This is a genomic window from Natranaerobius trueperi (genome assembly GCF_002216005.1).
Lineage (GTDB): Bacteria > Bacillota > Natranaerobiia > Natranaerobiales > Natranaerobiaceae > Natranaerobius_A > Natranaerobius_A trueperi.
Genome location: NZ_NIQC01000010.1, coordinates 26387 through 47539, shown reverse-complemented (window position 1 = coordinate 47539; position 21153 = coordinate 26387). Strand labels below are relative to the sequence as shown.

25 protein-coding genes and 1 pseudogene are annotated in these 21153 nt (G+C 33.0%); 1 reads left to right on the top strand and 25 read right to left on the bottom strand.

Annotated features, from left to right (window positions below):
- Window positions 1-5: 5 nt before the first annotated feature.
- The 5 genes from CDO51_RS05980 to CDO51_RS05960 are packed head-to-tail and all read right to left on the bottom strand — an operon-like array spanning window position 6 to window position 4560.
- Window positions 6-1157, bottom strand: coding sequence for an LCP family protein (locus CDO51_RS05980; RefSeq protein ID WP_089023395.1), 1152 nt, complete (start codon window positions 1155-1157; stop codon window positions 6-8).
- 13 nt (window positions 1158-1170) lie between these two features.
- Window positions 1171-1746 carry a bis(5'-nucleosyl)-tetraphosphatase (symmetrical) YqeK gene (gene yqeK / locus CDO51_RS05975; RefSeq protein ID WP_089023394.1) on the bottom strand — a complete coding sequence of 192 codons (576 nt, stop codon included), beginning with the start codon at window positions 1744-1746 and terminating at the stop codon, window positions 1171-1173.
- A 25-nt stretch (window positions 1747-1771) separates the two neighbouring features.
- Window positions 1772-2395, bottom strand: a complete 624-nt coding sequence (nadD, locus tag CDO51_RS05970; protein ID WP_089023393.1) for a nicotinate-nucleotide adenylyltransferase — start codon at window positions 2393-2395, stop codon at window positions 1772-1774.
- Between the two features lie 38 nt (window positions 2396-2433).
- Window positions 2434-3783: a GTPase ObgE gene (gene obgE / locus CDO51_RS05965; protein WP_089023392.1), complete on the bottom strand. Its 1350-nt coding sequence runs from the start codon at window positions 3781-3783 to the stop codon at window positions 2434-2436.
- A 15-nt stretch (window positions 3784-3798) separates the two neighbouring features.
- The gene (locus tag CDO51_RS05960) at window positions 3799-4560 is read right to left on the bottom strand and encodes a Spo0B domain-containing protein (RefSeq protein WP_158212340.1); all 762 of its coding nucleotides are present in this window, start codon (window positions 4558-4560) and stop codon (window positions 3799-3801) included.
- Between the two features lie 123 nt (window positions 4561-4683).
- On the opposite strand from CDO51_RS05960, the pseudogene CDO51_RS15670 reads away from it, so the two are divergent.
- Window positions 4684-4957, top strand: a pseudogene (locus CDO51_RS15670) (IS6 family transposase); the annotation flags it as partial.
- A gap of 384 nt (window positions 4958-5341) precedes the next feature.
- Here the strand turns inward: CDO51_RS15670 and rpmA are convergent.
- The 20 genes from rpmA to CDO51_RS05855 all read right to left on the bottom strand — a co-directional run bounded on the left by rpmA (window position 5342) and on the right by CDO51_RS05855 (window position 21145).
- Window positions 5342-5638 (bottom strand): 50S ribosomal protein L27, encoded by a 297-nt coding sequence (gene rpmA / locus CDO51_RS05950; RefSeq protein WP_089023390.1) that lies wholly within the window; start codon window positions 5636-5638, stop codon window positions 5342-5344.
- Window positions 5629-5973, bottom strand: coding sequence for a ribosomal-processing cysteine protease Prp (locus CDO51_RS05945; RefSeq protein WP_089023389.1), 345 nt, complete (start codon window positions 5971-5973; stop codon window positions 5629-5631). Before CDO51_RS05945 ends, rpmA begins: the two co-directional genes overlap by 10 nt.
- 12 nt (window positions 5974-5985) lie before the next feature.
- The gene (gene rplU, locus CDO51_RS05940; protein WP_089023388.1) at window positions 5986-6294 is read right to left on the bottom strand and encodes a 50S ribosomal protein L21; all 309 of its coding nucleotides are present in this window, start codon (window positions 6292-6294) and stop codon (window positions 5986-5988) included.
- 128 nt (window positions 6295-6422) lie between these two features.
- Window positions 6423-7127 (bottom strand): TIGR03936 family radical SAM-associated protein, encoded by a 705-nt coding sequence (locus tag CDO51_RS05935; protein ID WP_089023387.1) that lies wholly within the window; start codon window positions 7125-7127, stop codon window positions 6423-6425.
- Entirely contained in the window at window positions 7124-8992 is a 1869-nt protein-coding gene (locus tag CDO51_RS05930; RefSeq protein ID WP_089023386.1) for a TIGR03960 family B12-binding radical SAM protein, read from the bottom strand. The genes CDO51_RS05935 and CDO51_RS05930 overlap by 4 nt, the downstream gene beginning before the upstream one ends.
- Window positions 8993-9072: 80 nt before the next feature.
- Window positions 9073-9921 carry a M50 family metallopeptidase gene (locus CDO51_RS05925; RefSeq protein ID WP_089023385.1) on the bottom strand — a complete coding sequence of 283 codons (849 nt, stop codon included), beginning with the start codon at window positions 9919-9921 and terminating at the stop codon, window positions 9073-9075.
- Window positions 9922-9944: 23 nt separating this feature from the next.
- On the bottom strand, window positions 9945-10325 hold the full coding sequence (locus tag CDO51_RS05920; protein WP_089023384.1) for a hypothetical protein: 381 nt from the start codon (window positions 10323-10325) through the stop codon (window positions 9945-9947).
- A 114-nt stretch (window positions 10326-10439) separates the two neighbouring features.
- Window positions 10440-11555, bottom strand: a complete 1116-nt coding sequence (gene rodA / locus CDO51_RS05915; protein ID WP_089023425.1) for a rod shape-determining protein RodA — start codon at window positions 11553-11555, stop codon at window positions 10440-10442.
- A gap of 79 nt (window positions 11556-11634) precedes the next feature.
- Window positions 11635-11874: a cell division topological specificity factor MinE gene (minE, locus tag CDO51_RS05910; protein ID WP_089023383.1), complete on the bottom strand. Its 240-nt coding sequence runs from the start codon at window positions 11872-11874 to the stop codon at window positions 11635-11637.
- Window positions 11875-11886: 12 nt separating this feature from the next.
- Entirely contained in the window at window positions 11887-12684 is a 798-nt protein-coding gene (gene minD / locus CDO51_RS05905) for a septum site-determining protein MinD (RefSeq protein ID WP_089023382.1), read from the bottom strand.
- A gap of 12 nt (window positions 12685-12696) precedes the next feature.
- Window positions 12697-13383, bottom strand: coding sequence for a septum site-determining protein MinC (gene minC, locus CDO51_RS05900; RefSeq protein WP_089023381.1), 687 nt, complete (start codon window positions 13381-13383; stop codon window positions 12697-12699).
- Between the two features lie 134 nt (window positions 13384-13517).
- Entirely contained in the window at window positions 13518-15371 is a 1854-nt protein-coding gene (gene mrdA, locus CDO51_RS05895; protein WP_089023380.1) for a penicillin-binding protein 2, read from the bottom strand.
- A gap of 15 nt (window positions 15372-15386) precedes the next feature.
- The gene (gene mreD / locus CDO51_RS05890) at window positions 15387-15881 is read right to left on the bottom strand and encodes a rod shape-determining protein MreD (protein WP_158212339.1); all 495 of its coding nucleotides are present in this window, start codon (window positions 15879-15881) and stop codon (window positions 15387-15389) included.
- The gene (mreC, locus tag CDO51_RS05885; protein WP_089023378.1) at window positions 15874-16806 is read right to left on the bottom strand and encodes a rod shape-determining protein MreC; all 933 of its coding nucleotides are present in this window, start codon (window positions 16804-16806) and stop codon (window positions 15874-15876) included. The genes mreD and mreC overlap by 8 nt, the downstream gene beginning before the upstream one ends.
- Before the next feature lie 14 nt (window positions 16807-16820).
- Window positions 16821-17852: a rod shape-determining protein gene (locus CDO51_RS05880; protein ID WP_143824686.1), complete on the bottom strand. Its 1032-nt coding sequence runs from the start codon at window positions 17850-17852 to the stop codon at window positions 16821-16823.
- Between the two features lie 107 nt (window positions 17853-17959).
- Entirely contained in the window at window positions 17960-18652 is a 693-nt protein-coding gene (gene radC, locus CDO51_RS05875) for a RadC family protein (RefSeq protein ID WP_089023376.1), read from the bottom strand.
- Window positions 18653-18671: 19 nt separating this feature from the next.
- Window positions 18672-19250 carry a Maf family protein gene (locus CDO51_RS05870; RefSeq protein ID WP_089023375.1) on the bottom strand — a complete coding sequence of 193 codons (579 nt, stop codon included), beginning with the start codon at window positions 19248-19250 and terminating at the stop codon, window positions 18672-18674.
- Window positions 19251-19267: 17 nt separating this feature from the next.
- Complete coding sequence (locus CDO51_RS05865; protein WP_089023374.1) at window positions 19268-19528, bottom strand: DUF4321 domain-containing protein; 261 nt, start codon at window positions 19526-19528, stop codon at window positions 19268-19270.
- Window positions 19529-19550: 22 nt separating this feature from the next.
- On the bottom strand, window positions 19551-20093 hold the full coding sequence (locus tag CDO51_RS05860; RefSeq protein WP_089023373.1) for a Gx transporter family protein: 543 nt from the start codon (window positions 20091-20093) through the stop codon (window positions 19551-19553).
- A 17-nt stretch (window positions 20094-20110) separates the two neighbouring features.
- A complete protein-coding gene (locus tag CDO51_RS05855) occupies window positions 20111-21145 on the bottom strand; it encodes an FAD:protein FMN transferase (protein ID WP_089023372.1) in 1035 nt (344 codons plus the stop codon).
- Window positions 21146-21153: the final 8 nt, after the last annotated feature.

Genomic DNA, 21153 nt, shown 5'->3' with positions numbered 1-21153 from the left:
TCCTATTAATTATCTTCAAAGTTTTCTCCTATAATAACTGTTACCATAGCTTCAAAATCATCTTTTAACTCAACAAGTAAGTCAGCTTGGTTAATTTCTAATGCAACTTCTTTCGCTGCTTTTCTTGGCTCTTTGCGAGCAATTACTTTTGAAGATTGATAATCAAAATTATCTGCATTACCAATTGAAACAACGTCAAAACCTACTTCTTCTAACATATCACTAGCATCTTCTGCCACACCTGACACACCACTACCATTTAAAACTTCAATAGTTATATTATCTTTTGATACCTCTTTAGTTGCTTTTTTAGAAAAATATTGCTCTACAATAATCTCTAATTCATCAAAATCAGGTAAAAAATGTTTCTGATCATTGACTACCTCTTGTTCCCCAGGTAATTTAAAAGCTACCAAATTTTCATTTGCATTAACTACAGTTGTATCAATCCACTCTATCATCTGATCCCATGTAAAATTAGTCTCAATTTGCTTTTCTATATATTTACGCACTCTAGGTGTATTAAAAAATCCTTTTCTCTCATTAGTATTATTATAAAAATTTTCTATACTCGTTAAATGATCAGTAAAGATTTTTTGTATATCACCTTCTTTTAAATCTTTCTCTAGAACTTGTGTTTTAAACTTGTCATGATTTACATCACTTATAAAATTTAATTCATTTTTAATTCCACTATAGACTCCACTTTCTATTTTTATAAAGTTATGTATTGACACTCCAAGATAGTCTTTAACTGTATCTATCAATAAATCTATATGCCCTTTACTATAGCTTTCCATCAAAATTTCAAAGTCATTCCCAGGTGTGTCTAAATACGTTTCACCAGGAATAAAAATGGTATTTAATTCTTCAGAGTCTTCTTTTTGATTTAAAATCGTTATATATTTTAAAATGTTATGTGAATCATCAACTACAGCAACTAAGGTATTAGTATATTGATCATTTACATCCTGTGATAAATTAGTTACCCAATCTGCTTCAGTTTCGAGATTTCTACCGGATATTATATATCTAACTGCAGCTCCCAATACAAAAAAAGTTATTATTAAAATTATCAGTGCAAAAATTCGTTCTTTCTTCAGTTTAGCTTTTTTTCTGGTACGCTTATCTTTTCTATACCTTTTGGTATAACTCATAGGACCCCTCCTCTTACACCTTATTTAAATAGTGATTTCTTGTCTTAACAGTTAAGGGATGAATAACCTTTCCTGTTCTCATTAAGTATTCTAGGGTCCAGTCCAAGGATTTTAACAATGCTTCATAAGGTTCATTAAATACTAGTTTTCTTAGATCATCTACTCTAGGATAAGATCGATTTGGTTCCACTAAATCAGCTAAAAAAATGATTATTTCTAATTGGCTCATGTTTGGTCTACCTGTTGTATGATATCGAACTGAATTCAGAATTTTTTCATCCCTAATTTTATTATCATATTCTAATAGATAAGCTCCAATAGGACCATGTAACAATTCAGGATAAATTTCTTCAGACTCATCATAAATTAAATTTTGCTCTTTTGCAATTGAAAGTAATCTTTTATTAGAGATTTCTTTTCCCCTATCATGGACAAGGGCAGCTAACGCTACTCTATCTTTTTCAATAGAGAAAAACTCAGAAATTTTGAATGCTGTTTCGACTACATTCAAAGAATGCTCAAATCTTTTATAAGACAGTGTTTTTTGCAACTCTTTTTCATAATAATCATAAAGGATTTGATAATTCATTAAAGAGCCACCTCTGTTAGTTTTTTTAAAATAAACCTTCTTTTAAAATATAAGCTTCTACACTCTCCGGTACCATAAATTTGATACTCTCATTATTTTTACATCTCTTTCTAATATCTGTAGAAGAGATTTCAATCAACGGCACGTCCATATAATGAATTTTATTCTTTAATTTAGGTAAAGTACCAAAAACTTCTTTTTCAAGCTTTTCAAAAGAAAAGTTAGGCCTAGTCGCACAAATAAATTGACATAAATCTGGTAGTAAACGATAATCCTTCCAAGTAAGAATATCCAATAAAGTATCTATACCAGTAATGAAAAACAGATCTGTCTTATCACTATACAAATCTCTGAAGTATCTTAAAGTTTCAATAGTATATGAAGGTGTATCTCTATCTACTTCAAAACTACTCACATAAAACTTTGGATGCTTACTAGTAGCTAAGTTAGTAAGCATATAACGATGAAAGCTTGATGTAATATTTTCTGAAGTTTTATGTGGAGGTATCCCAGCTGGGATGAAAATAATTTCATCCAATGAAAACTTATTTAAAGCTTCTTCTGCTATTATTAGATGACCAGTATGAATAGGATCAAAAGTACCGCCAATTAAGCCTACTCTATTATTTTCTCTTCTCCTAGTTCCCATTGCCCTCCCCACTCCTTATCACTTATATTAGTAACCTATTACTCTTGATAGATAAATTCAAAATCACCTATCTTAACAGTATCTCCTTCTTTAATCCCATATTTTCTTAAAGTTTTCTCTAACTCTAGTTGATCTGCCTTTTCTTGAAAGTATTCCTGACCTTCTTTTGTAAATACATCAACTCTTTGTACAATGTCTTCAAGTTCATAATTCTTTACGATAAATAAATCGTTTTGTTTTTCGATACGAATAGTTTTTATACTTTCTTTAGTAGTCCCATCCTTGTCAAGAGTATATAATACTTCATCTGCTTCCTGTTCTGTGATTAAATTTTCTTCTTCTTTTTCATATTCACTTTCTTCTGGTTCAATATCTGGCAGTTCCTCTATTTTGTCAGCTACAAAATATAATAAATTTTCTAACCCTTCACCTGTAACAGCAGATATCGGAAAAATTTTAATATCACTGAAATTAGAGTCTGATTTTAATTGTTCTTTTAATCCTTCTAGATTATTGTGTGCAACTTCTCCTAAATCTACTTTGTTAGCTGCAATTATTTGTGGTTTATTAGCAACTGTTTGATTATATCCAACTAATTCTTCATTAATAGCATAAAAATCTTCAATAGGGTCTCTACCTTCGACACCTGATATATCTAGGACATGAACTAAAATTTTAGTTCTTTCAATATGTTTTAAGAATCTATCCCCAAGGCCTTTTCCTTTATGGGCACCTTCAATAAGCCCTGGAATATCTGCCACTATAAATCTCTTTCCCTCATCTAAATCTACTACACCTAAATTAGGATTAATTGTTGTAAAGTGATAATCAGCTACTTTAGGCTCTGCTTTACTAACTCGACTTAAAAGAGTCGATTTACCCACATTTGGAAACCCTATCAAGCCAACTTCAGCTATAACTTTTAATTCTAGTATCAACCACTGCTCTTCTCCTAGCTTACCCTCTTCACTAAATTTAGGAGCCTTATTATTGGCTGTTGCAAACCTTGCATTACCTCTTCCGCCTCTTCCACCTTTTGCAACAGTATATTGATCACCATCAAAAACTAAATCACAAATATTTTTTTCAGTTTGTGCATCTTTTACAACTGTTCCTGGTGGTACTCTCACTATACGATCTTTCCCAGATCGACCATGTTTTTTACTTCCCTCACCATGAGCGCCACGTTCTGCCTTTATATGTACATTATATTTAAAATCTACTAGTGATTTTAATCCTGGGTCGACTTCGAAAATAACATTCCCACCATCGCCCCCATCTCCACCACTAGGACCACCGTCCGGTACATACTTTTCTCTTCTAAATGCTACAATTCCGTTGCCTCCGTCTCCACCTTTAACATATATTTTCGCTTTATCTACAAACATAAAATCACCTGCTTTTTATTTTGGTATAAGAAAATGCACAGCTATCTGTTCTTCCCAAGTAAAGTATTCAAACTTAACCCCTATTTTATGAGCTTCTACTTTAACTTCATTTAAGTATTTATCTATATTAACTCCCCAAGGTTCCTCTGAATCATATACTGTCAAAACCATTGTATATTCCTTAGTATTTTCATCTAGTTCCCAGTCAATCATACTAGATGGATGGACAATTTTTTCCAAAGAAATCAACTGACAAACTCTATCTAACAGAGGTACAATTTTGGGCCCGTAAGAATTATTAAAGTCCTCCCAAGAAGCAGAATTTGTTAGTTGATAATGGGATTCTGTATCAGACTGACATGCCAACTGCTTTAAGAAATATTGAACTAAATCATATTGAGAAAGTTTTAAGATAGACCCATAATTATTGTTCAAAATTTTTACTTTTTCTAAATGTTTAAGTAATCGTGTGTCCTTAGATATTTGTGCTATTCCATACAAGACTTGATAGTGATTAACAAAGTCATGTCTTAGTTTTCGAAGGTATTGTACTAATTCAGTAACTGTATCATCTCTAATGCGGGTCTTGTTTTTAAATATTTCCTGAGAAATAAACTTGATAAACCAAAACCAAAATACTACTAACAATAGTGTCATAAGTAAGATATATTCAGAAATAAGTGCAAATAAAGGTATAAAAAAAGTTAATAAAACACCAACTACTAGTATTCTGATAAAGTTCTTATCACCAATTTCCCCTTCTTTTAGTTTCCCCATCATCTTCCTCCTATATCAATTTTCAGTTCTGTTAAGTTGTATGATATTTGAATCAGTCTCCATCCCGAAGTTAAGATGTTTATAGACAGAAAACAAAACCTCCGGGAGAAAGGAGACTAATCCATGGCTAAAATTGTATGTCCTAGATGTTACTCAAACGACCCTTTACGGTTATAGGTTCGACAAATATGGTAATAAAAAGATTTCAGTGTAAAAATTGTAGTCGTCAGTGGGCACCTAAGACACTTTCTGAGGGCGGGGATAAAAGAGGCCCTAATAAGCCTCGCAAATATCCTTCTTGCCCAAAATGTGGTAAATCTACATTCTTACATCCGACTATGATTTTTATTCTAATTTGAGGTGTTGTGATAAAAGTTGTAATCATTCTTTCTATGTCCTTTAAGCAACGCAGAGGCTTTGTTTCTTACCAGTCCGCTAACAAGCTTATCACTGTTTTTATTTTTACTTTCAACTTTGTTAGGACAAGCAATGTTTTGAATCAGTCTACTCCTGATCAAGTTGCGGATATTAATTACTCTAATCGTACTAGGACTTTTTTGCTTTTACATAGTAATGGCGCATGACAGCCAAATCATTTAAAATCTTGCCATTAAGTTAGCTTATTTTTCATAACAACTTAACATACTCCAATTTTCAGACATATTTAGAAAAACTTCCTTCCAGTATATTATTTTAACATAAAATTCTCATTTTCCTTCAAAATAACCCAAATATTTAAAAAGCTACCAATCATTTCGATTGGCAGCTTTTTTTACCATACTTATTCAGCCATTGCTGGTTCGGGGTTAACACTTACTCGTTTTTTCTTTTTACCTACTTGTTCAAACATAACGACACCATCAGCTTTAGCGAATAAAGTATCATCCTTACCAATTCCAACATTGTTACCAGGATGAATCTTAGTTCCACGCTGACGCATGATAATATTACCTGCTCGTACTTGCTCACCTGCGTGAGCCTTTAACCCTAAACGTTTACTTTCACTATCTCTACCGTTTTTTGAACTTCCAACTCCTTTTTTCTGAGCAAATAGTTGAAGATTCATTTTTAGTTCCATGTGTATTCCCCCCCTTCGTCATATATATTTATATAATCCGGATAATTTTTGGCAGTTTCATACATTCCGATAATAACAGTCTCTAGAATAGTAAAAGCTTTTTGTTCTAGGGATTTTGATATATCTGTTGGCAAATTGAAAATTAAGTGACCTTTTTCTGGTTCCTTAATTCTACCTAACTGACATAAACGCTCACTAGCAAAAACTCCTGTTAGACTCAAAGCTGATATAGCAGCACAAACAATATCAGATCCTTCTTCTGCAAAGTCAGCGTGCCCTTTAACTTCGAATCCTCTTATTTTTGACTGTTCTCTAAATATTCTAATCTGTATCATAATATCACTTAATTACGAAATCTGAATTTTATCGATTTTAACTCTTGAGTAAGGTTGGCGATGCCCTTGCTTACGACGGTAGTTCTTTTTAGGCTTGTACTTGAATACAGTGATCTTTTTACCTTTACCATTTTCAAGTAAAGTTCCTGTTACTTTAGCGTTTTCTACAACAGGTGTACCTAATTTAACATCATTTTCATCTTGAACCATAAGTACTCGATCAAAAACAACTTCATCTTCTGCAGATACTTTTTCTACTTCAATCACATCGCCCTCGGAAACTTTATATTGTTTCCCGCCAGTTTCAATTACTGCAAACATATTTAACACCTCCTGCTCTTAAGACTCGCCGAAATTAGGTCATAAAGTTTGTACCCATCCCGAGCGGTTACAGTGCAGCTAAGCCGCTATTTATAACACTCGTATTGTATCACGATATAGAGTCCATGTCAATTTAATTCATCCCAATTCCATAGTGTGACTAACTCTTTGTTCTTATCAAAAAAATATAATCCCGTTCTAGAACAATGAACCTTCTCTATAGAATTTTCATCTTGAAAAAATAATCTTATGAAAACATCCGGACGAAGATTTCCATTACTCCCAGATTGAAAAGTACCTATAAGAGAAGTTTCATTTACCTCTAAATCATATATCATCGGTTTTATATCTTTTTCTACTATTTTACCTGACTTCTTTTTCTTTTTTTGCATTGTAACTTTATCCTTATTTCTAAAATCATCTAATAATCTTCTTAACTCTTCTTTAGAGACCAAATTAGAGCATTCTATCTCATATGAAGTGGCTTCTACTAGTGACATTAATTTAGGTGGCTTAAACAAAGCGGGTTTTTTAAAATCTAAAATATTAAACCCATAAGGTAAATTATAGTTAATACGCTGTCTAAGTTCATCTAAATTTAGGTTACTTTCTAGTTCAGAATCATTTAACTCTAATTCTCCAAAGTCTGTACTAGACGAAACCCCTAATGGCAGCGGGTGGGCAAAAGATATCTTAGGCTGTGGATTAAATCCTTCACTTAAAGAAATAGAGACTCCTGCTCTTTTAATTCCTCTTGCTAATACTTGTAATAGATCAATATAAGATATATAAATCATTTTATCTATTTTTTCAAACCTAAACCACAATTTCATCTTTTACTCCATCCTTTCCTATCTGGGAAAACGTTATAATCAAAACATACATTGCAATTACTACAATCTTTCATTTTATGACTACAATCAGGTGTATTTCCTTCTTCAACTGCTCGTTTATATTCTTGTTCTAAGAAGCTTTTACTAACACCTGAGTGTATATGATCCCATGGAAGATCTTCATAAAAGTCTAAATCTCTATTAGCAAAGTGTTCTGTTTTAACTCCAACTTTTGAAAATGCTTGTAACCATGTCTCGTATTGTAGTTGATCAGACCATCCATCAAACTTAGCGCCATTTTGAAATGCATGATATAAAACTTCACCCATACGTCTATCACCTTTAGCTAAACAAGCTTCTAATAAACTAGGTTCTGGATCATTCCAACTAAAATTAATTGACTTGTGTCTTAATTTGTCTCGCAAAAACTTTTGTCTTTCTTTCACTTGTTCTTCTGATAATTGTCCTTTCCACTGAAAAGGAGTATGGGGTTTTGGCACGAATGTAGAAGTGCCAATATTAAGTTTCAAGCGTTTTTTACCTGTTTCTTTTTTATAAAGGTCGATGATCTTATAAGATAGATCGACAATACCTTGTAAATCTTCATAAGTCTCTGTCGGTAGCCCTATCATAAAATATAACTTAACCTTATCCCATCCAGCATGAAACGCTGTTCGAACTGCTGTTAATAAATTTTCTTCGGTAACTTTTTTATTTATTACATCTCGAAGCCTTTGACTACCAGCTTCAGGTGCAAAAGTAAGTCCACTTTTTTTACCTGACTGCACTTTTTGAGCTAAATTAACTGAAAAAGCATCAACTCTTAAAGAGGGTAAAGACAATGAGACAGGTTGAGGATTAAAACAATCATTAAGCTCATCTAAAAGGTTATTTATCTCTTTATAATCAGCAGTTGATAATGAAGTTAAAGATAGCTCGTCATAACCAGTATTTTTAATTAATTGCTCTGATAATTTTAAAATAGTATCAGGATTTCTCTCTCTTACAGGACGATAAATCATCCCAGCTTGACAAAACCTACAACCTTGGGTACAACCTCTGAATAATTCTACAAAGGAACGGTCGTGTACAATATCTATATTAGGAACAATCATTTCAGTAGGATAATCTACTTTATCTAAATCTTTAACAATACGTTTTGAAACACCTATAGGTACATCTGTATTAGTAGGTATTAATCCATTATAATTTCCTTTTTCATCATATTTTTCCTGATAAAATCTAGGTACATAAACTCCTTTTAATTTAGTTAACTCAAGTAAAATCCTTTCCCTATCTAAATCCCATTCACGTAAAACTTTTAACTTTTCTAAGAATTCAATTATAGCATATTCTCCCTCACCAATAATAAATACATCGATATAATCAGCTAAAGGCTCAGGCATAAAAGCATTTGGACCACCAGCAATTACAATAGGGTCCTCTTCTGATCTCTCACTACTTCTAACTGGAATTTTGCCTAAGTCTAATGCATTTAAAACATTAGTGTAGCTAAGTTCATATTGTAGAGTAAAACCAACTACATCAAACTCATTAAGAGGGGTAAATGTCTCTAATGAATACAAGGGTAAATCATTAGCCCTTAGTTCATTCTCCATATCAATCCATGGTGAATATACTCGTTCACATACAGCCCAATCCTGTTTATTTATAGTATGATATAAAATTTTAAGTCCTAGATTACTCATTCCTACTTCATAAATATCAGGAAAAGCCAAAGCAACAGAGAATCTGTCACCCCATTCTTTAGTAATTGAATTCCATTCATTTCCTACATATCTACCTGGCTTTTCCACTCGTGTAAGTATTTCCCTGAGATCACTATGTGTTAATTGTTTTTGCATGTATTTCTCTCCTTTAAAATTTTCATATCATTATTCTATCTTATCTCATTCGATATGTCTAAATACATATTAATATAAGTTTATAATATATCTGATATTTTTGTTTTAGTTCCTTTTTTAAATAAAGCATCAATCACTTCATTCTCATCAACAGTCCCTTTATGTTTCCAGTTATCATCAATTACTTTGATTGTATGGTATTTCTTTGGTCCAAATAGTTTAATGATATCCTCAATTAAAGTTTTTTCAAAAGCTAATAACAAATCACATCCAACTACGCCTTCATTGTATAAAAGTTTTCTCTTTCTAGTCAAATATCTAAAATATAAATAGGCTATTTCTTGTTCTTCTCGAATCGAAGCAAATATTAAAAAACCACCTACCAAGAAAAAGGTGAGGTTTATATAAGACCAATATCCCCCAAGAAAAGCACCAAATAATAACACTACAAATCCTACTATTTTACCACCTTGACATGCATAATGACTTGCTTCTCTAAAACTGTATTTTTTTGTTAGTAACGCCCTTAAAATTCTACCACCATCCAATGGTAGTCCAGGTAATAAATTAAAACCCGCTAAAATTAAATTCGCTCTTACTATAAATAATTTTGTTTCTTCAATAAGTGGAATTTTTTCGTACATCGATAAAAGAATGAAAGCTAAAATAATATTAAATAAAGGACCAGCTAATGCTATATTCAACTCTTTTTTAGGGTCTTCTTCTATTAAGTCTTCCATTTTTGCTCTCCCACCAAAAGGATATAGGATTATTTCCTTTACTTTAAATCCGTAACCAATAGCCATTAAGGAATGCATTAATTCATGTAATGAAATTAATACAAAAAAAATACCTACCTCTTTCGTTAAACCAGTAATAAGATAAGCAAAAAAGAACACAAAGAGAGACCAATGAAATTTCAGTTTCACTTTTAATCACCCATTTTAGTTTATTAAAAACGTTCTTCTTCTTTGTCATCTCCAATCACAGGAACTATGTCAAATTGATCATAAAACTCATAATCTTCCTTAATAGTCCTTACAACCTGTGAGTAATCAGGTTGTTGTGTAGTTATTCTATGAACAAAGCTCATTATACTTTGTGACCATGGTTGATTTATTTGAGAGGTAAAATAAAGCATCAAAAATATCAAAATAGAAACTACAATTTTTCTTGGTAAATCGTGGTGCATTTCCTTTATCCATCGACTAGTAATTGAAAGTTCTTCTTTATTATATGTACTTTTCCTTCTTGGTTTTCTTCTAATACTCTTTTTATTTAGTTTTGATCGTAATGATGTTTTTTTCCTACTTACAGCACCCAAAAAGCTCATATATTACACCTACCTTTAGGTATGTCCCTCCTATTATACATATATATATTTGAATAATGGATTTATGATAAAAAAAAGCTCTTCACATTATATGGAAGAGCTTTTTAAGTATCATTAAAACAAAATCTTGTATCGTCTCATACCAATATTTAAAACTAACCCAATAGCAATTATATTCATCAAATAGGAACTACCACCATAACTGATAAAGGGCAAAGGTAACCCTGTAACTGGCATTATACTTACTGTCATTCCAACGTTAACAGTCAATTGAAATAAAAACATGGTAGCAACTGCACCACAAATCACAGTACCATATATATCTTTTGATAGATATGCTATTTTCAAAATCCTATATATAAGAGCAGCATATAATAATAAGACAAATGTTGCACCTATTAAACCGAATTCTTCACCAACTACTGAAAATACAAAGTCAGTATGTGCTTCTGGTAAAAATTCTAACTTATTTTGGGTTCCTTCAAATACTCCTTTACCTGTTATTCCACCCGAGCCAATAGCTATCATAGATTGCCACAAGTGAAAACCATCCCCTAACGGATCGATATCCGAAGGATTCAAAAAAACAATCAGTCGATTTCTTTGATACTCTTTAAGTAAAAACCATAACGAAGGGATTCCTATTAAAGCACCTCCACCTACTAAATATCCTAATAATCTCAAGTGAACTTTTGAAAAAAACAATACACCTAATAATATAGCAACGAAAACCAATGCCGTTCCTAAATCTGGTTGCAAGAAAATTAAACCCATAGGAAACATAGCATGAACAATTGGTGGTATTAGGTCATACATGTCATGAATCTGATCTTTACGTTCTATTACAAACTTAGATAAAGTGATGATAACAAAAAGCTTTGCAAACTCAGCTGGCTGAAGATCTATTATACCTAAACTAACCCATCTTTGTGCTCCTCCACCTGAACGAGCTAAAAAAGGAATAAATACTGCCCCAAGAAATAGTAAATTAATAATATAAATAGGCTTTGATAGACGTAAGATATTATGGTAGTCAAAACTAAGTACAAACAACATGCTAATTAAACCAACACCCATATACATTGCTTGTCTTTTTGTATAAAAATATGGATCTCCTGTAGGATTAACTTGTGTTGCGCTTGTTATAATTACAATACCAATTATAGATATCAAAAGAGTAATTATTAGTAAGGGATAATCAAAATTTCTAAATAATTTTTTATCAAACATTGATGTCAGATCCTCTCTTTTTTTTCTCATATTATAATAATATTATATACTAAAAAACCCATCCTTGAAAAGGATGGGCTCACTTTTGACGCTTGATACTTTTTACCAACATATTGGCCTCAAGTTGAGCAGAGTTTCTTCCTCTAGTTAAATTAATTTCACTAGACTCTTCATCAATATCCATGTATTTATTAATAACTTCAACAATTTCTTTTTTTACATCATCTAACAAGTCTGATGATACATTAGCTCTATCATGAACCAGTAACAGTTTTAACCTTTCTTTAGCAACGTTTTTACTCATTTTCTTTTGAAACATTATAGCACCTCCCTAGTTTGCAAACCCAATGAATTTTTTGATCTTGTCCATAAAACCGGGGTTTTGTTCTAATGACATTAGAGGTACTTTTTCTCCCATAACTCTACGTGTGATATTTTGATATGCTTTGCTTGCTTTTTTACCTGTCTGACTTACTAGAGGTTCTCCTCTGTTAGTTGATACAATAATTTGCTCATCATCTGGAACTACACCTAATAACTCAATTGAAAGCAGACCTATTAAGTCGTCTATATCTAACATATCTTGTTTATGTACCATTTCAGCTTTTATACGATTTACTATTAACTGATGGTTACTAATTTCTTCAGCTTCTAATAAGCCAATTATTCTATCAGCATCCCTAGCAGCAGTAACTTCAGGCGTAGTAACAACTACTGCTCTATCTGCACCAGTAATAGCATTTTTAAAACCTTGTTCTATCCCCGCTGGACAATCAATTAAAACATAATCAAATTGGCTTTTTAACTCACCACATAAACTTTTCATTTCCTCAGTACTAATAGCATTTTTATCTTTAGTCTGTGCCGCAGGCAGCAAATATAAACCAGGAAATCTTTTGTCTTTAATTAGAGCTTGATTCAATTTCGCGCGACCTTCAGTAACATCTACAATATCGTATACAATTCTATTTTCTAGACCTAGTATCACATCTAGATTCCTTAGTCCTATATCAGCATCAATCAAAGCAACAGATTTATTATTTAGGGCTAACCCAGTTCCAAGGTTTGCCACTGTAGTTGTTTTGCCAACACCACCTTTACCACTAGTGATAACAATTACTTCACCCATTGTAAGCCCTCCTTAGATTTTGTCCTTCAATTTATTGTGATCAATAGATTCAACTACTATCTGATTTCCATTAATAAAAGCTCTCTCCGGAGTATCAGGGACAACAGGGGTGCCTTCAGGTGCTCTTGAAACTAAATCAGCTATACGTAATTGTGTAGCCATTAATTTAACAGCTAAAATAGATGCTTCAACGTCACCTTTAGCTCCAGCATGACAGATCCCTTGTAATTCACCAAAAACCACAATATCCCCTTTTGCAACTATCTCAGCACCAGGATTTACATTACCTAAAATAATTATAGTTCCAGGAAATTCAACTTTCTGACCAGAACGTAAAGTTTTTCTAATGATTAAACTATTATTAATACGGTAGTCAGGTTCTTCTCTTTTACCTAATTCTCTTTGAAAGCTTGATGGGAAACTAACTAAAACCTCACCAGCTTCGGAAATAATTTCCGCCAACTCTAAATTTGTTTCCTCTGAGAACAGCTTTGATAATAAGTTTAGTTCAGTTAAATTTAATTGTTTATTTTTTACTTGAACTTTAACCTGTCCCTCTCTGAAAAAATCACCAGATTCATGTAGTTTAATATTAATTTCATCAAGGAGTTCATCAAAAGGATACGTACCATCAACAACTATTAATAATCCCTTTTTGGTCCCTTTAAAAATCACAGGTTCTTCATTTTTACTGATCATTATTATCCACCTCAAACTTAATAGACTAGTTTCATCCCAATGGCTTAAACAACCTCTATCTTCGTATTTATTCTTGTTTTATTAAAAAATTCCTGCCGGATTATAAAAAAAGGACCTAGGTCATAGGTCCTTTGTTATTCATCGACGTATTCTCCTGTATCATGTGTCTCTAGCTCGACTTCATCTTCATCTTCTAGGTCAAAGTAGAAATCAATTAACGCACGTGCCAAAGAAGCAGCCCTACTAGATCCTCCACCATGTTCAACTAAAACACTAAAGGCAATTTCTGGTTCGTCGTAAGGAGCAAAACCAATAATCCAACCATGGGGCGATTTACCAGTAACTTCGGCACTTCCGGTTTTCAGCCCAATATCGAAAGGTAGATCATGAAACACCCACCCAGCAGTTCCTCCTGATTGTCCAACTCTTCTCATTCCCTCTCGTGTAAGATCCCAACTTTCATCATCAACATCATCTAGTTCGTTTATTATTTCTGGATTTCTGTCTTCTATTTGTTCTCCTGTATGATCTATTACTTCATCTACTAGATAAGGGCGATAATGCGTACCTTCATTTGCAAGCATAGAAGCAAAGTTAGCTAATTGTAAAGGTGTATACGTGTGAAACCCTTGACCCATCGAAGCTATTATAGTTTCACCTGGGTACCAAATTTGATTTTCTGGTTCTTGGTATAACATCTTTTTAAAATCACGATCTGCAACTGTTCCAGCGATTTCACCATCAAGATCTTCAAGTCCTGTTGTAGAACCGAGACCAAACCTTCGACTCCATTCTGACAATGAGTCTATTCCAAGACGATGCCCAAGCTCAGCAAAAAAAACGTTTGAAGAATATTTTAAAGCATCCACTATATCAATACGACCAAACGCACGATTTTGAAAGTTTCTTGGATGTGGTGGATTCCAATACCTACCTTGATCCATAATAGTCTCATTAGGTCTTAATTCCCCTTCTTCTAGTGCTGCTATTGCAGTAACCATTTTATATGTAGAACCTGGTGGGAAAGTATCTGAAATAGCTCGATTATTCAAAGGGCGTAAAGGATCTTTTATAATGTCTGAGTAATCTTCATAAAAAGTGTTAGGATTATATTTGGGTTCACTTAACATTGATAAAATTTCACCACTATTAGGATCAAGAACTACTACAGATGCTCCTCCTGGCGGTTCTTCATAATTCTCTTCTTCCATTATAGTTTCAATAGTTTCTTTTGTTGTTTCTGCTAAAAATTTTTGAAGCTCACAATCTATAGTTAATTGTAAATCGTTCCCAGGTGTGGGTTCTTTATCACCTAAGTAATTTATAATTCTACCAAAACGGTTAACCTCTACCTGGTGAACACCAGCCTCCCCCTTTAAGTATTCTTGATAAGTCTTTTCAAGGCCCGCCTGTCCAATTATATCTCCTGCAGTATACCCTTTTTCCCGCATCCTCTCATCTAATTGATCACCCGTAATCTCTCCTGTATAACCTACAATATGGCTCATTAACTTGTCTTTAGGATATACTCTTTCCGGTTGTATCTCTAATATTACACCCGGTAAATCTGTTCTCTTTTCGGCTAAATGTGCCACCTGATCAAATGATAGACCAGACTTTACTGTGACAGGCTCAAACTGTCTAAATCTTTGTGACCTTATCTTATCTTCAATCTCTTCTTTATCAATATCTAGATATTTACTTAAATAATCAACTACTTCATCTGCATCTTGATTGTTTACATCCATTAATGATACTGAATAACCAGGAGAATTTTTAGCAAGTACTTCACCATCTCTAGTGTAAATTTCACCTCTAGGAGGTTGGATAGTTAACCTGCGAACTCGATTTTCTTCAGATACTTGTTGATAGTATTCACCTTCTACAACCTGTAAATAAGCAAGTCGAGCCACTAGCACAACGCACAGGAAAATTGTTATTACAAAAAATATTTGAATCCTTTTAAAGGTCACTCTATCCTCTGACATGGCTCAACCTCCGACCTAATATTTAAATAAATAACCGCCTTTTTTTACAATCTTTCGTAAACGAGGATACAATAAAACCCCTATGACACTTTGAATTATCATGTTAATAATCTGTTGCCATTTAAAAATAGATAAAATAGATACTTCGGTCATGAAAGTTAATTCATTCAATAACCAAAAGATCATTTCGAACAATCCACTTCCTAAGGCAAATACTAAAAACATATTAAGTCTATTAGACGATACAAATTTATGTTCCATCAAGTAGCCCACCAAATAAACAGGTAGTAAATATGTTATTGCATATATTCCAATAGCTCTACCAATCATTATATCCTTAATCAATCCGATTGTAACTCCCATAATACTTCCATAGACTCTATTTGTTGCAGAAGCATAAATAAAGATTAGGATTAACGCTACTTCAGGAATGTTTAGATAAAGTCCTAGACCAAGTCTAAAAACATTAATAAAAACAATTAAAAGAAAAAAGTAAATGTGTTTAATCATCTGCAATCCCATCTTCCTGGTTAGAAGATTCAACATCGTTTTCTTCTTCAGTGGGTTCTAGATTATCTAATTTTTCTTCGTATTTATCTATATCTAAACTTTTTTTCCCATCAAGTACTATAAAAACTTCTTCTAATCTATCAAAATTAACAGCCGGATCTATTACTGCTTTATCTGTAAAACCAGTCATTTCCTCTTCAATCACTTCAATTTCACCAATCACTAAACCTTTTGGAAAAACAGGACCTAATCCTGAAGATAAAACTTTACTTCCTTCAGAAATGTCTGCATCTTTTGGGACATTGACCATTTGTAGTTGAGTTGATCTTGCCCCTTTTCCCTCTACAATGCCCATTACTCTTGTTTGTTGAACTAAACTACTTACTGCACTATCAGGATCAACCAATAAAAGTACTTTACTTGCATTAGAACTAACCGAAATGGTTTTACCTACTAATCCCTCATCTGTAACTACTGGCATATTTTTTTCAATACCATGATTTTTGCCTCTATTAAGTAAGATTGTGCTATTCCAAGTATCTTGTGAACGTCCTATCACTTTAGCAGGTTCTAATTCATACTCTTCTCGCTCTTTAAAATCAAGCATCTCACGTAATCGTTGATTCTCGTTTTTTAGCTCATCTACTTCTATTTTAAGACCTTCATATCTAGTAAGTTGTTTTTTAAGTTCTTTATTTTCTTTATTCAGTCCTTGAATATCAGTTATAAATGTGTAGACAGCTCCAAAACGGCCGCCTACACTACTAACTGCAGATTGAAATGGACTCGTTAGTCCTATTATCACCTCTTCTACAAAAGTGATTTCTTTTCGACTATCACTTGTCCATCCTATCATTGTTAATAATAAAAGTATTACAACAAACAAGCCAATAGCTTTTTTATATTTCTTAAACGGAGCAAACAAAGGGTTGGTCACTCCTAACTAATTTTTTTTGAAGTGAGTGAAACTCTTTTTAAAAGATCGATTTGGTTTAGCGCCTTACCTGTCCCCATAACTACACAATCAAGTGAACTTTCAGCAATAACAACTGGCATTCCAGTTTCTTGTGCAACAAGTTTATCTAATCCATGTAATAAGCTACCACCACCAGTTAATACAATACCTCTGTCCATAACGTCAGAAGATAGCTCAGGTGGGGTTTTTTCTAATGTTAATTTAACTGTCTCAACAATATTAGATATTGGTTCATATAAAGCTGAAGCTATTTCCTCAGCAGTAATCGTTTGAGGCTTTGGTAAGCCTGTCACAAGATCTCTACCTCTGATTTCTAAATGAGTATTTTCTTCCAAATATGCACTTCCTATGTTGGTTTTAATTTCTTCAGCTGTTCTAGCTCCAATCATTAAATTATATTGTTTTTTAATATATTGGACTATAGAATCATCTAACTCATCTCCACCTATCCTAAGAGATTCACTAGTTACCACTCCACCTAAAGAAATAATGGCAACTTCGGTAGTACCTCCTCCTACATCAACAATCATACTCCCTGTCGGCTCTTCCACTGGTAAACCAGCTCCAATTGCTGCTGCCATAGGTTCTTCGATTAAATGAGCTTCTCTCGCACCTGCTTGGTTTGTTGCGTCAAGAACAGCTCTTTTTTCTACTTCGGTGACTCCAGATGGTACACAAACCATAACTCGTGGTCTAAATACTGACTTACGTCTATAAGCTTTTGTAATAAAGTGTCTAAGCATAGTTTGAGTAACATCAAAGTCTGCAATCACACCATCTTTCATGGGTCTAATTGCTACTATATTCCCAGGTGTTCTACCAATCATTTTTTTTGCTTCAGAACCAACAGCTAGTATTTCACCATTATCTTTTCTAATTGCAACAACCGATGGTTCACGCAATACTATATCTCTACCTTTTACATAAACTAAAGTATTAGCGGTTCCTAAATCAATACCGATATCTTTTGAAAAATAGTTAGCAACAAATTTCATCTTCAATCTCCTTTCAGGAGGTGTTATTTTTTACCTCATAATACGATTGTATTATACTATATAAATTATAACAATGTTTATCTATAACTAGCAATAGGTATTATCTGTCATAACAATTGTTCATTTGAAAAGCTAAAAAAACCACGGTGCCCTACTATAACATGATCAAGAACTCTTATTCCTAGTAGTTTTCCGGCATCTAGCAATTTGTCAGTTAATTCTATATCATTTTTACTAGGTTCTGGATCTCCACTAGGGTGATTATGCACTAAGATCACCCCAGAACTAGACATTTGTACTGCTAGACGAAAAACTTCTCTTGGGTGAACGATGGTAGCATCAAGGCTTCCAACAGAAATAGTCTCAACTTTAAGTAAATGATTTTTTGTATTAACTAGTACGACAACAAAACATTCTCTATTTTCGTTTTGTAACCTAAATTTTAAAAGATGGTAGACATCTTCTGGTCCTTCTATTTTAGATGTCGCTAATAATTTACGAGTTAAACATTTATCTGCTAACTCTAAAGCCGCCTTTATCTTAACTGCTTTAGCTACTCCAACTCCCTGAACAGTACAAAGTTCCTCTATAGAAACTTTAAAAAGATGATTTATACTTTTAAATCTTGTTAAGATTTCGTTAGCTAGTTCAAGTGCAGATGTATTTCTAGTACCAGTTTCTAATATAATAGCAAGCAATTCACTTTCAGAAAGAGTATTAGGACCTAACTTTAATAATTTCTCTCTAGGACGATCCCAAGAAGGCAGTGATTTGATTTTCCTGTATTCTGTTTTTTTCAATTATTCCACCTCGTATATTTTACTTAAGTACCTGTACACCAAAAGCTTCTAACATTTTAATTAATACAGACAGCGGAAGTCCTACTACATTGTAATAACATCCATGAATTTTATCTACAAACAGTGAGCCATAACCTTGGATTCCATATGCACCTGCTTTGTCCATAGATTCACCTGTAGCAACATAACCATCAATTTCAAATGATTTTAACTTCCTAAACCACACATCTGTTATTCCTCTATCAGTAAGAGTTATACGATCACTTACATTTACTACAGCAACTCCAGTAATAACTCTATGACGGTTACCACTTAACGTAGATAACATTTCTTTTGCTTCTGTTTCAGTACGTGGTTTATCTAGAGGTTTATTACCAAAGATCACAGTTGTATCTGCCCCTATTACAAGACCATCTGTTAGCTCACACGCTAATGTATAAGCCTTATCTTTAGCAAGTTCAACTGGTCGTCTTTCTAGTGGGAGCTGATAGAACCTGTTTTCATCAATATTACTAGGCTTAACTTTAAAATCTAAGCCAATTTGATTTAATAATTCTTTCCTTCGTGGTGACGATGAAGCAAGGTAAAGTTTCGTCATTAGCAGACCCCCTAGCATTACAATCTTCTAAATAACCAAATTGCTAACAATAAACCTAATACGCCAGCTAAGTTTAAGCGCACTAATAACCCAAACTGCAAGTAAATAAAATTCAAATCCAATTCTAAAGGTGAGGATAAACCAACTTCTCGTGACATATTCAACAATGGCAAATAGTCACCAAAAAATTCACCAATTAAATTTCCTAAAATTCCTCCCACAGCAAAAACTATTAACAATATTAAAAAGCTTGTCCCCGAATTACGTTGTTTAGCCAAGTTTCTCCCTCCAACAATCTCTTTATATATTTGTAATGTGCTGAAGATTTGTATTAACTACATTCACTATTAAAGTTGCCACTAGTCCAGTAAAAAAACCAGTTGGTATAGCGAATATTAGTAAATATGGTAGATACATAAATAGAATACCTATTTGTTCCATTAATAGGCTTGCCATCACTAATTGTGTAATATTATGAAAAGTTGCACCTAATAAACTAACACCTATTAAGCTCAGAAAACCTATTTTTTTTAAGCTTATCCCAAAAGCCATAAAAATCAGGCTAACTACAGCCCCAGACATACTAAGAAAGAATGCAAAACCCATAAGTGTTCCACCAAGTAAACTACCTAAAAAAACCCTTAAAACTACTACAAACATAGCATTTTTAACCCCATATAAAACAAGTGCAATTAAAGTAATTATATTTGCTAAACCTAATTTAGCACCTGGAATAGGAAATGGATTAGGCATTCCTTGTTCAATAAGGTGTAATATTAAACCAAAAGTCACAAGTAACCCTAAATAAATCGTTTTTGTTAAATTAGTATTTACTCTGTTCATTGATCAACTTCCTTCATTTATTTAAAATTAGTATCTTGATAATTTTCTCTAATTAATGTTTCGTCAAACCCAGAAGTTATATGGTATTCACCTTCGCCGTCTATTATTACAGCTTCTAAATCTTCCTCCTTTTCAAATAAATCTAAAGAAGCTTCCAAACCTAAATTAAATGCACCTGTAGCCTTAATATTTGCCTTGAAATTATAGTCTGAAATCACTGTAACACTTATTACATCATGAGAAGGTTTACCCGTATCAGGGTCAATTATATGATGATATCTTGTATCATTCTCCATAAAGTAACGCTCATAATCACCAGATGTTACTATAGATTCTCCTTGTAACTCTATTTCGGCAAAATGATCATTCTTCCTTGGATGACTAACACCTACAACCCATGGTGTATCGTCAAACTTCTTAGAAGTTGTACTAATATCTCCACCTCCATCTACCAAACCTGAATAAATATTATATTCTTCTAATACCTCTACAGATCTATCTAGTATAAAACCTTTTGCAACACCACCTAAGTCAATCTTCATATTAGAATCCGGAAGGTAGACAGTTTGCTCTTGTTCATTCAGTTCAATATTATTGTGATCTACAAGTTGAAGTAACTCTTCTAATTCGTCTTCATTTGGAACCTTTTGTTCATCCTTTCCAAAACCATAAGCCTCTAAGATTGGAGCAATAGTTATATCAAATTTACCATCCATTCTTTCTCCAATTTCTATAGCACCTGTAATAACTTCCCAAGTTTCGTCTGAAACAGCTACTGGTTTTTCACCAGCTTTATCATTAATTTTATCAACTTCACTTCCTTGTTCATGACGTGATAGTTTATTCTCTAACCTTTGTATTTCACTTTTTACTGCATCTATAGCTCTATCAGCTTCTTGTTTGCTCTCCGAAGTAACTAAAATATCTACTCTAGTATCCATAAGTAGACTACTATCAGAAAATTCTTCTACTTCACTACAACCACCCAAAAGAATTACACTCAAGATTACTATCAGTGGTAGTCCTACTTTTTTCTGAATTGTTTTTTTCAAGTAAATTA

What these genes read in the sequence shown, in the direction of transcription:
- CDO51_RS05980 (WP_089023395.1), bottom strand. Translation starts at nt 1,157, where the DNA reads ATGAGTTATACCAAAAGGTATAGAAAAGATAAGCGTACCAGAAAAAAA.
- yqeK (WP_089023394.1), bottom strand. Translation starts at nt 1,746, where the DNA reads ATGAATTATCAAATCCTTTATGATTATTATGAAAAAGAGTTGCAAAAA.
- nadD (WP_089023393.1), bottom strand. Translation starts at nt 2,395, where the DNA reads ATGGGAACTAGGAGAAGAGAAAATAATAGAGTAGGCTTAATTGGCGGT.
- obgE (WP_089023392.1), bottom strand. Translation starts at nt 3,783, where the DNA reads ATGTTTGTAGATAAAGCGAAAATATATGTTAAAGGTGGAGACGGAGGC.
- CDO51_RS05960 (WP_158212340.1), bottom strand. Translation starts at nt 4,560, where the DNA reads ATGGGGAAACTAAAAGAAGGGGAAATTGGTGATAAGAACTTTATCAGA.
- rpmA (WP_089023390.1), bottom strand. Translation starts at nt 5,638, where the DNA reads ATGGAACTAAAAATGAATCTTCAACTATTTGCTCAGAAAAAAGGAGTT.
- CDO51_RS05945 (WP_089023389.1), bottom strand. Translation starts at nt 5,973, where the DNA reads ATGATACAGATTAGAATATTTAGAGAACAGTCAAAAATAAGAGGATTC.
- rplU (WP_089023388.1), bottom strand. Translation starts at nt 6,294, where the DNA reads ATGTTTGCAGTAATTGAAACTGGCGGGAAACAATATAAAGTTTCCGAG.
- CDO51_RS05935 (WP_089023387.1), bottom strand. Translation starts at nt 7,127, where the DNA reads ATGAAATTGTGGTTTAGGTTTGAAAAAATAGATAAAATGATTTATATA.
- CDO51_RS05930 (WP_089023386.1), bottom strand. Translation starts at nt 8,992, where the DNA reads ATGCAAAAACAATTAACACATAGTGATCTCAGGGAAATACTTACACGA.
- CDO51_RS05920 (WP_089023384.1), bottom strand. Translation starts at nt 10,325, where the DNA reads ATGAGCTTTTTGGGTGCTGTAAGTAGGAAAAAAACATCATTACGATCA.
- rodA (WP_089023425.1), bottom strand. Translation starts at nt 11,555, where the DNA reads ATGTTTGATAAAAAATTATTTAGAAATTTTGATTATCCCTTACTAATA.
- minE (WP_089023383.1), bottom strand. Translation starts at nt 11,874, where the DNA reads ATGTTTCAAAAGAAAATGAGTAAAAACGTTGCTAAAGAAAGGTTAAAA.
- minD (WP_089023382.1), bottom strand. Translation starts at nt 12,684, where the DNA reads ATGGGTGAAGTAATTGTTATCACTAGTGGTAAAGGTGGTGTTGGCAAA.
- minC (WP_089023381.1), bottom strand. Translation starts at nt 13,383, where the DNA reads ATGATCAGTAAAAATGAAGAACCTGTGATTTTTAAAGGGACCAAAAAG.
- mrdA (WP_089023380.1), bottom strand. Translation starts at nt 15,371, where the DNA reads ATGTCAGAGGATAGAGTGACCTTTAAAAGGATTCAAATATTTTTTGTA.
- mreD (WP_158212339.1), bottom strand. Translation starts at nt 15,881, where the DNA reads ATGATTAAACACATTTACTTTTTTCTTTTAATTGTTTTTATTAATGTT.
- CDO51_RS05880 (WP_143824686.1), bottom strand. Translation starts at nt 17,852, where the DNA reads ATGAAATTTGTTGCTAACTATTTTTCAAAAGATATCGGTATTGATTTA.
- CDO51_RS05870 (WP_089023375.1), bottom strand. Translation starts at nt 19,250, where the DNA reads ATGACGAAACTTTACCTTGCTTCATCGTCACCACGAAGGAAAGAATTA.
- CDO51_RS05860 (WP_089023373.1), bottom strand. Translation starts at nt 20,093, where the DNA reads ATGAACAGAGTAAATACTAATTTAACAAAAACGATTTATTTAGGGTTA.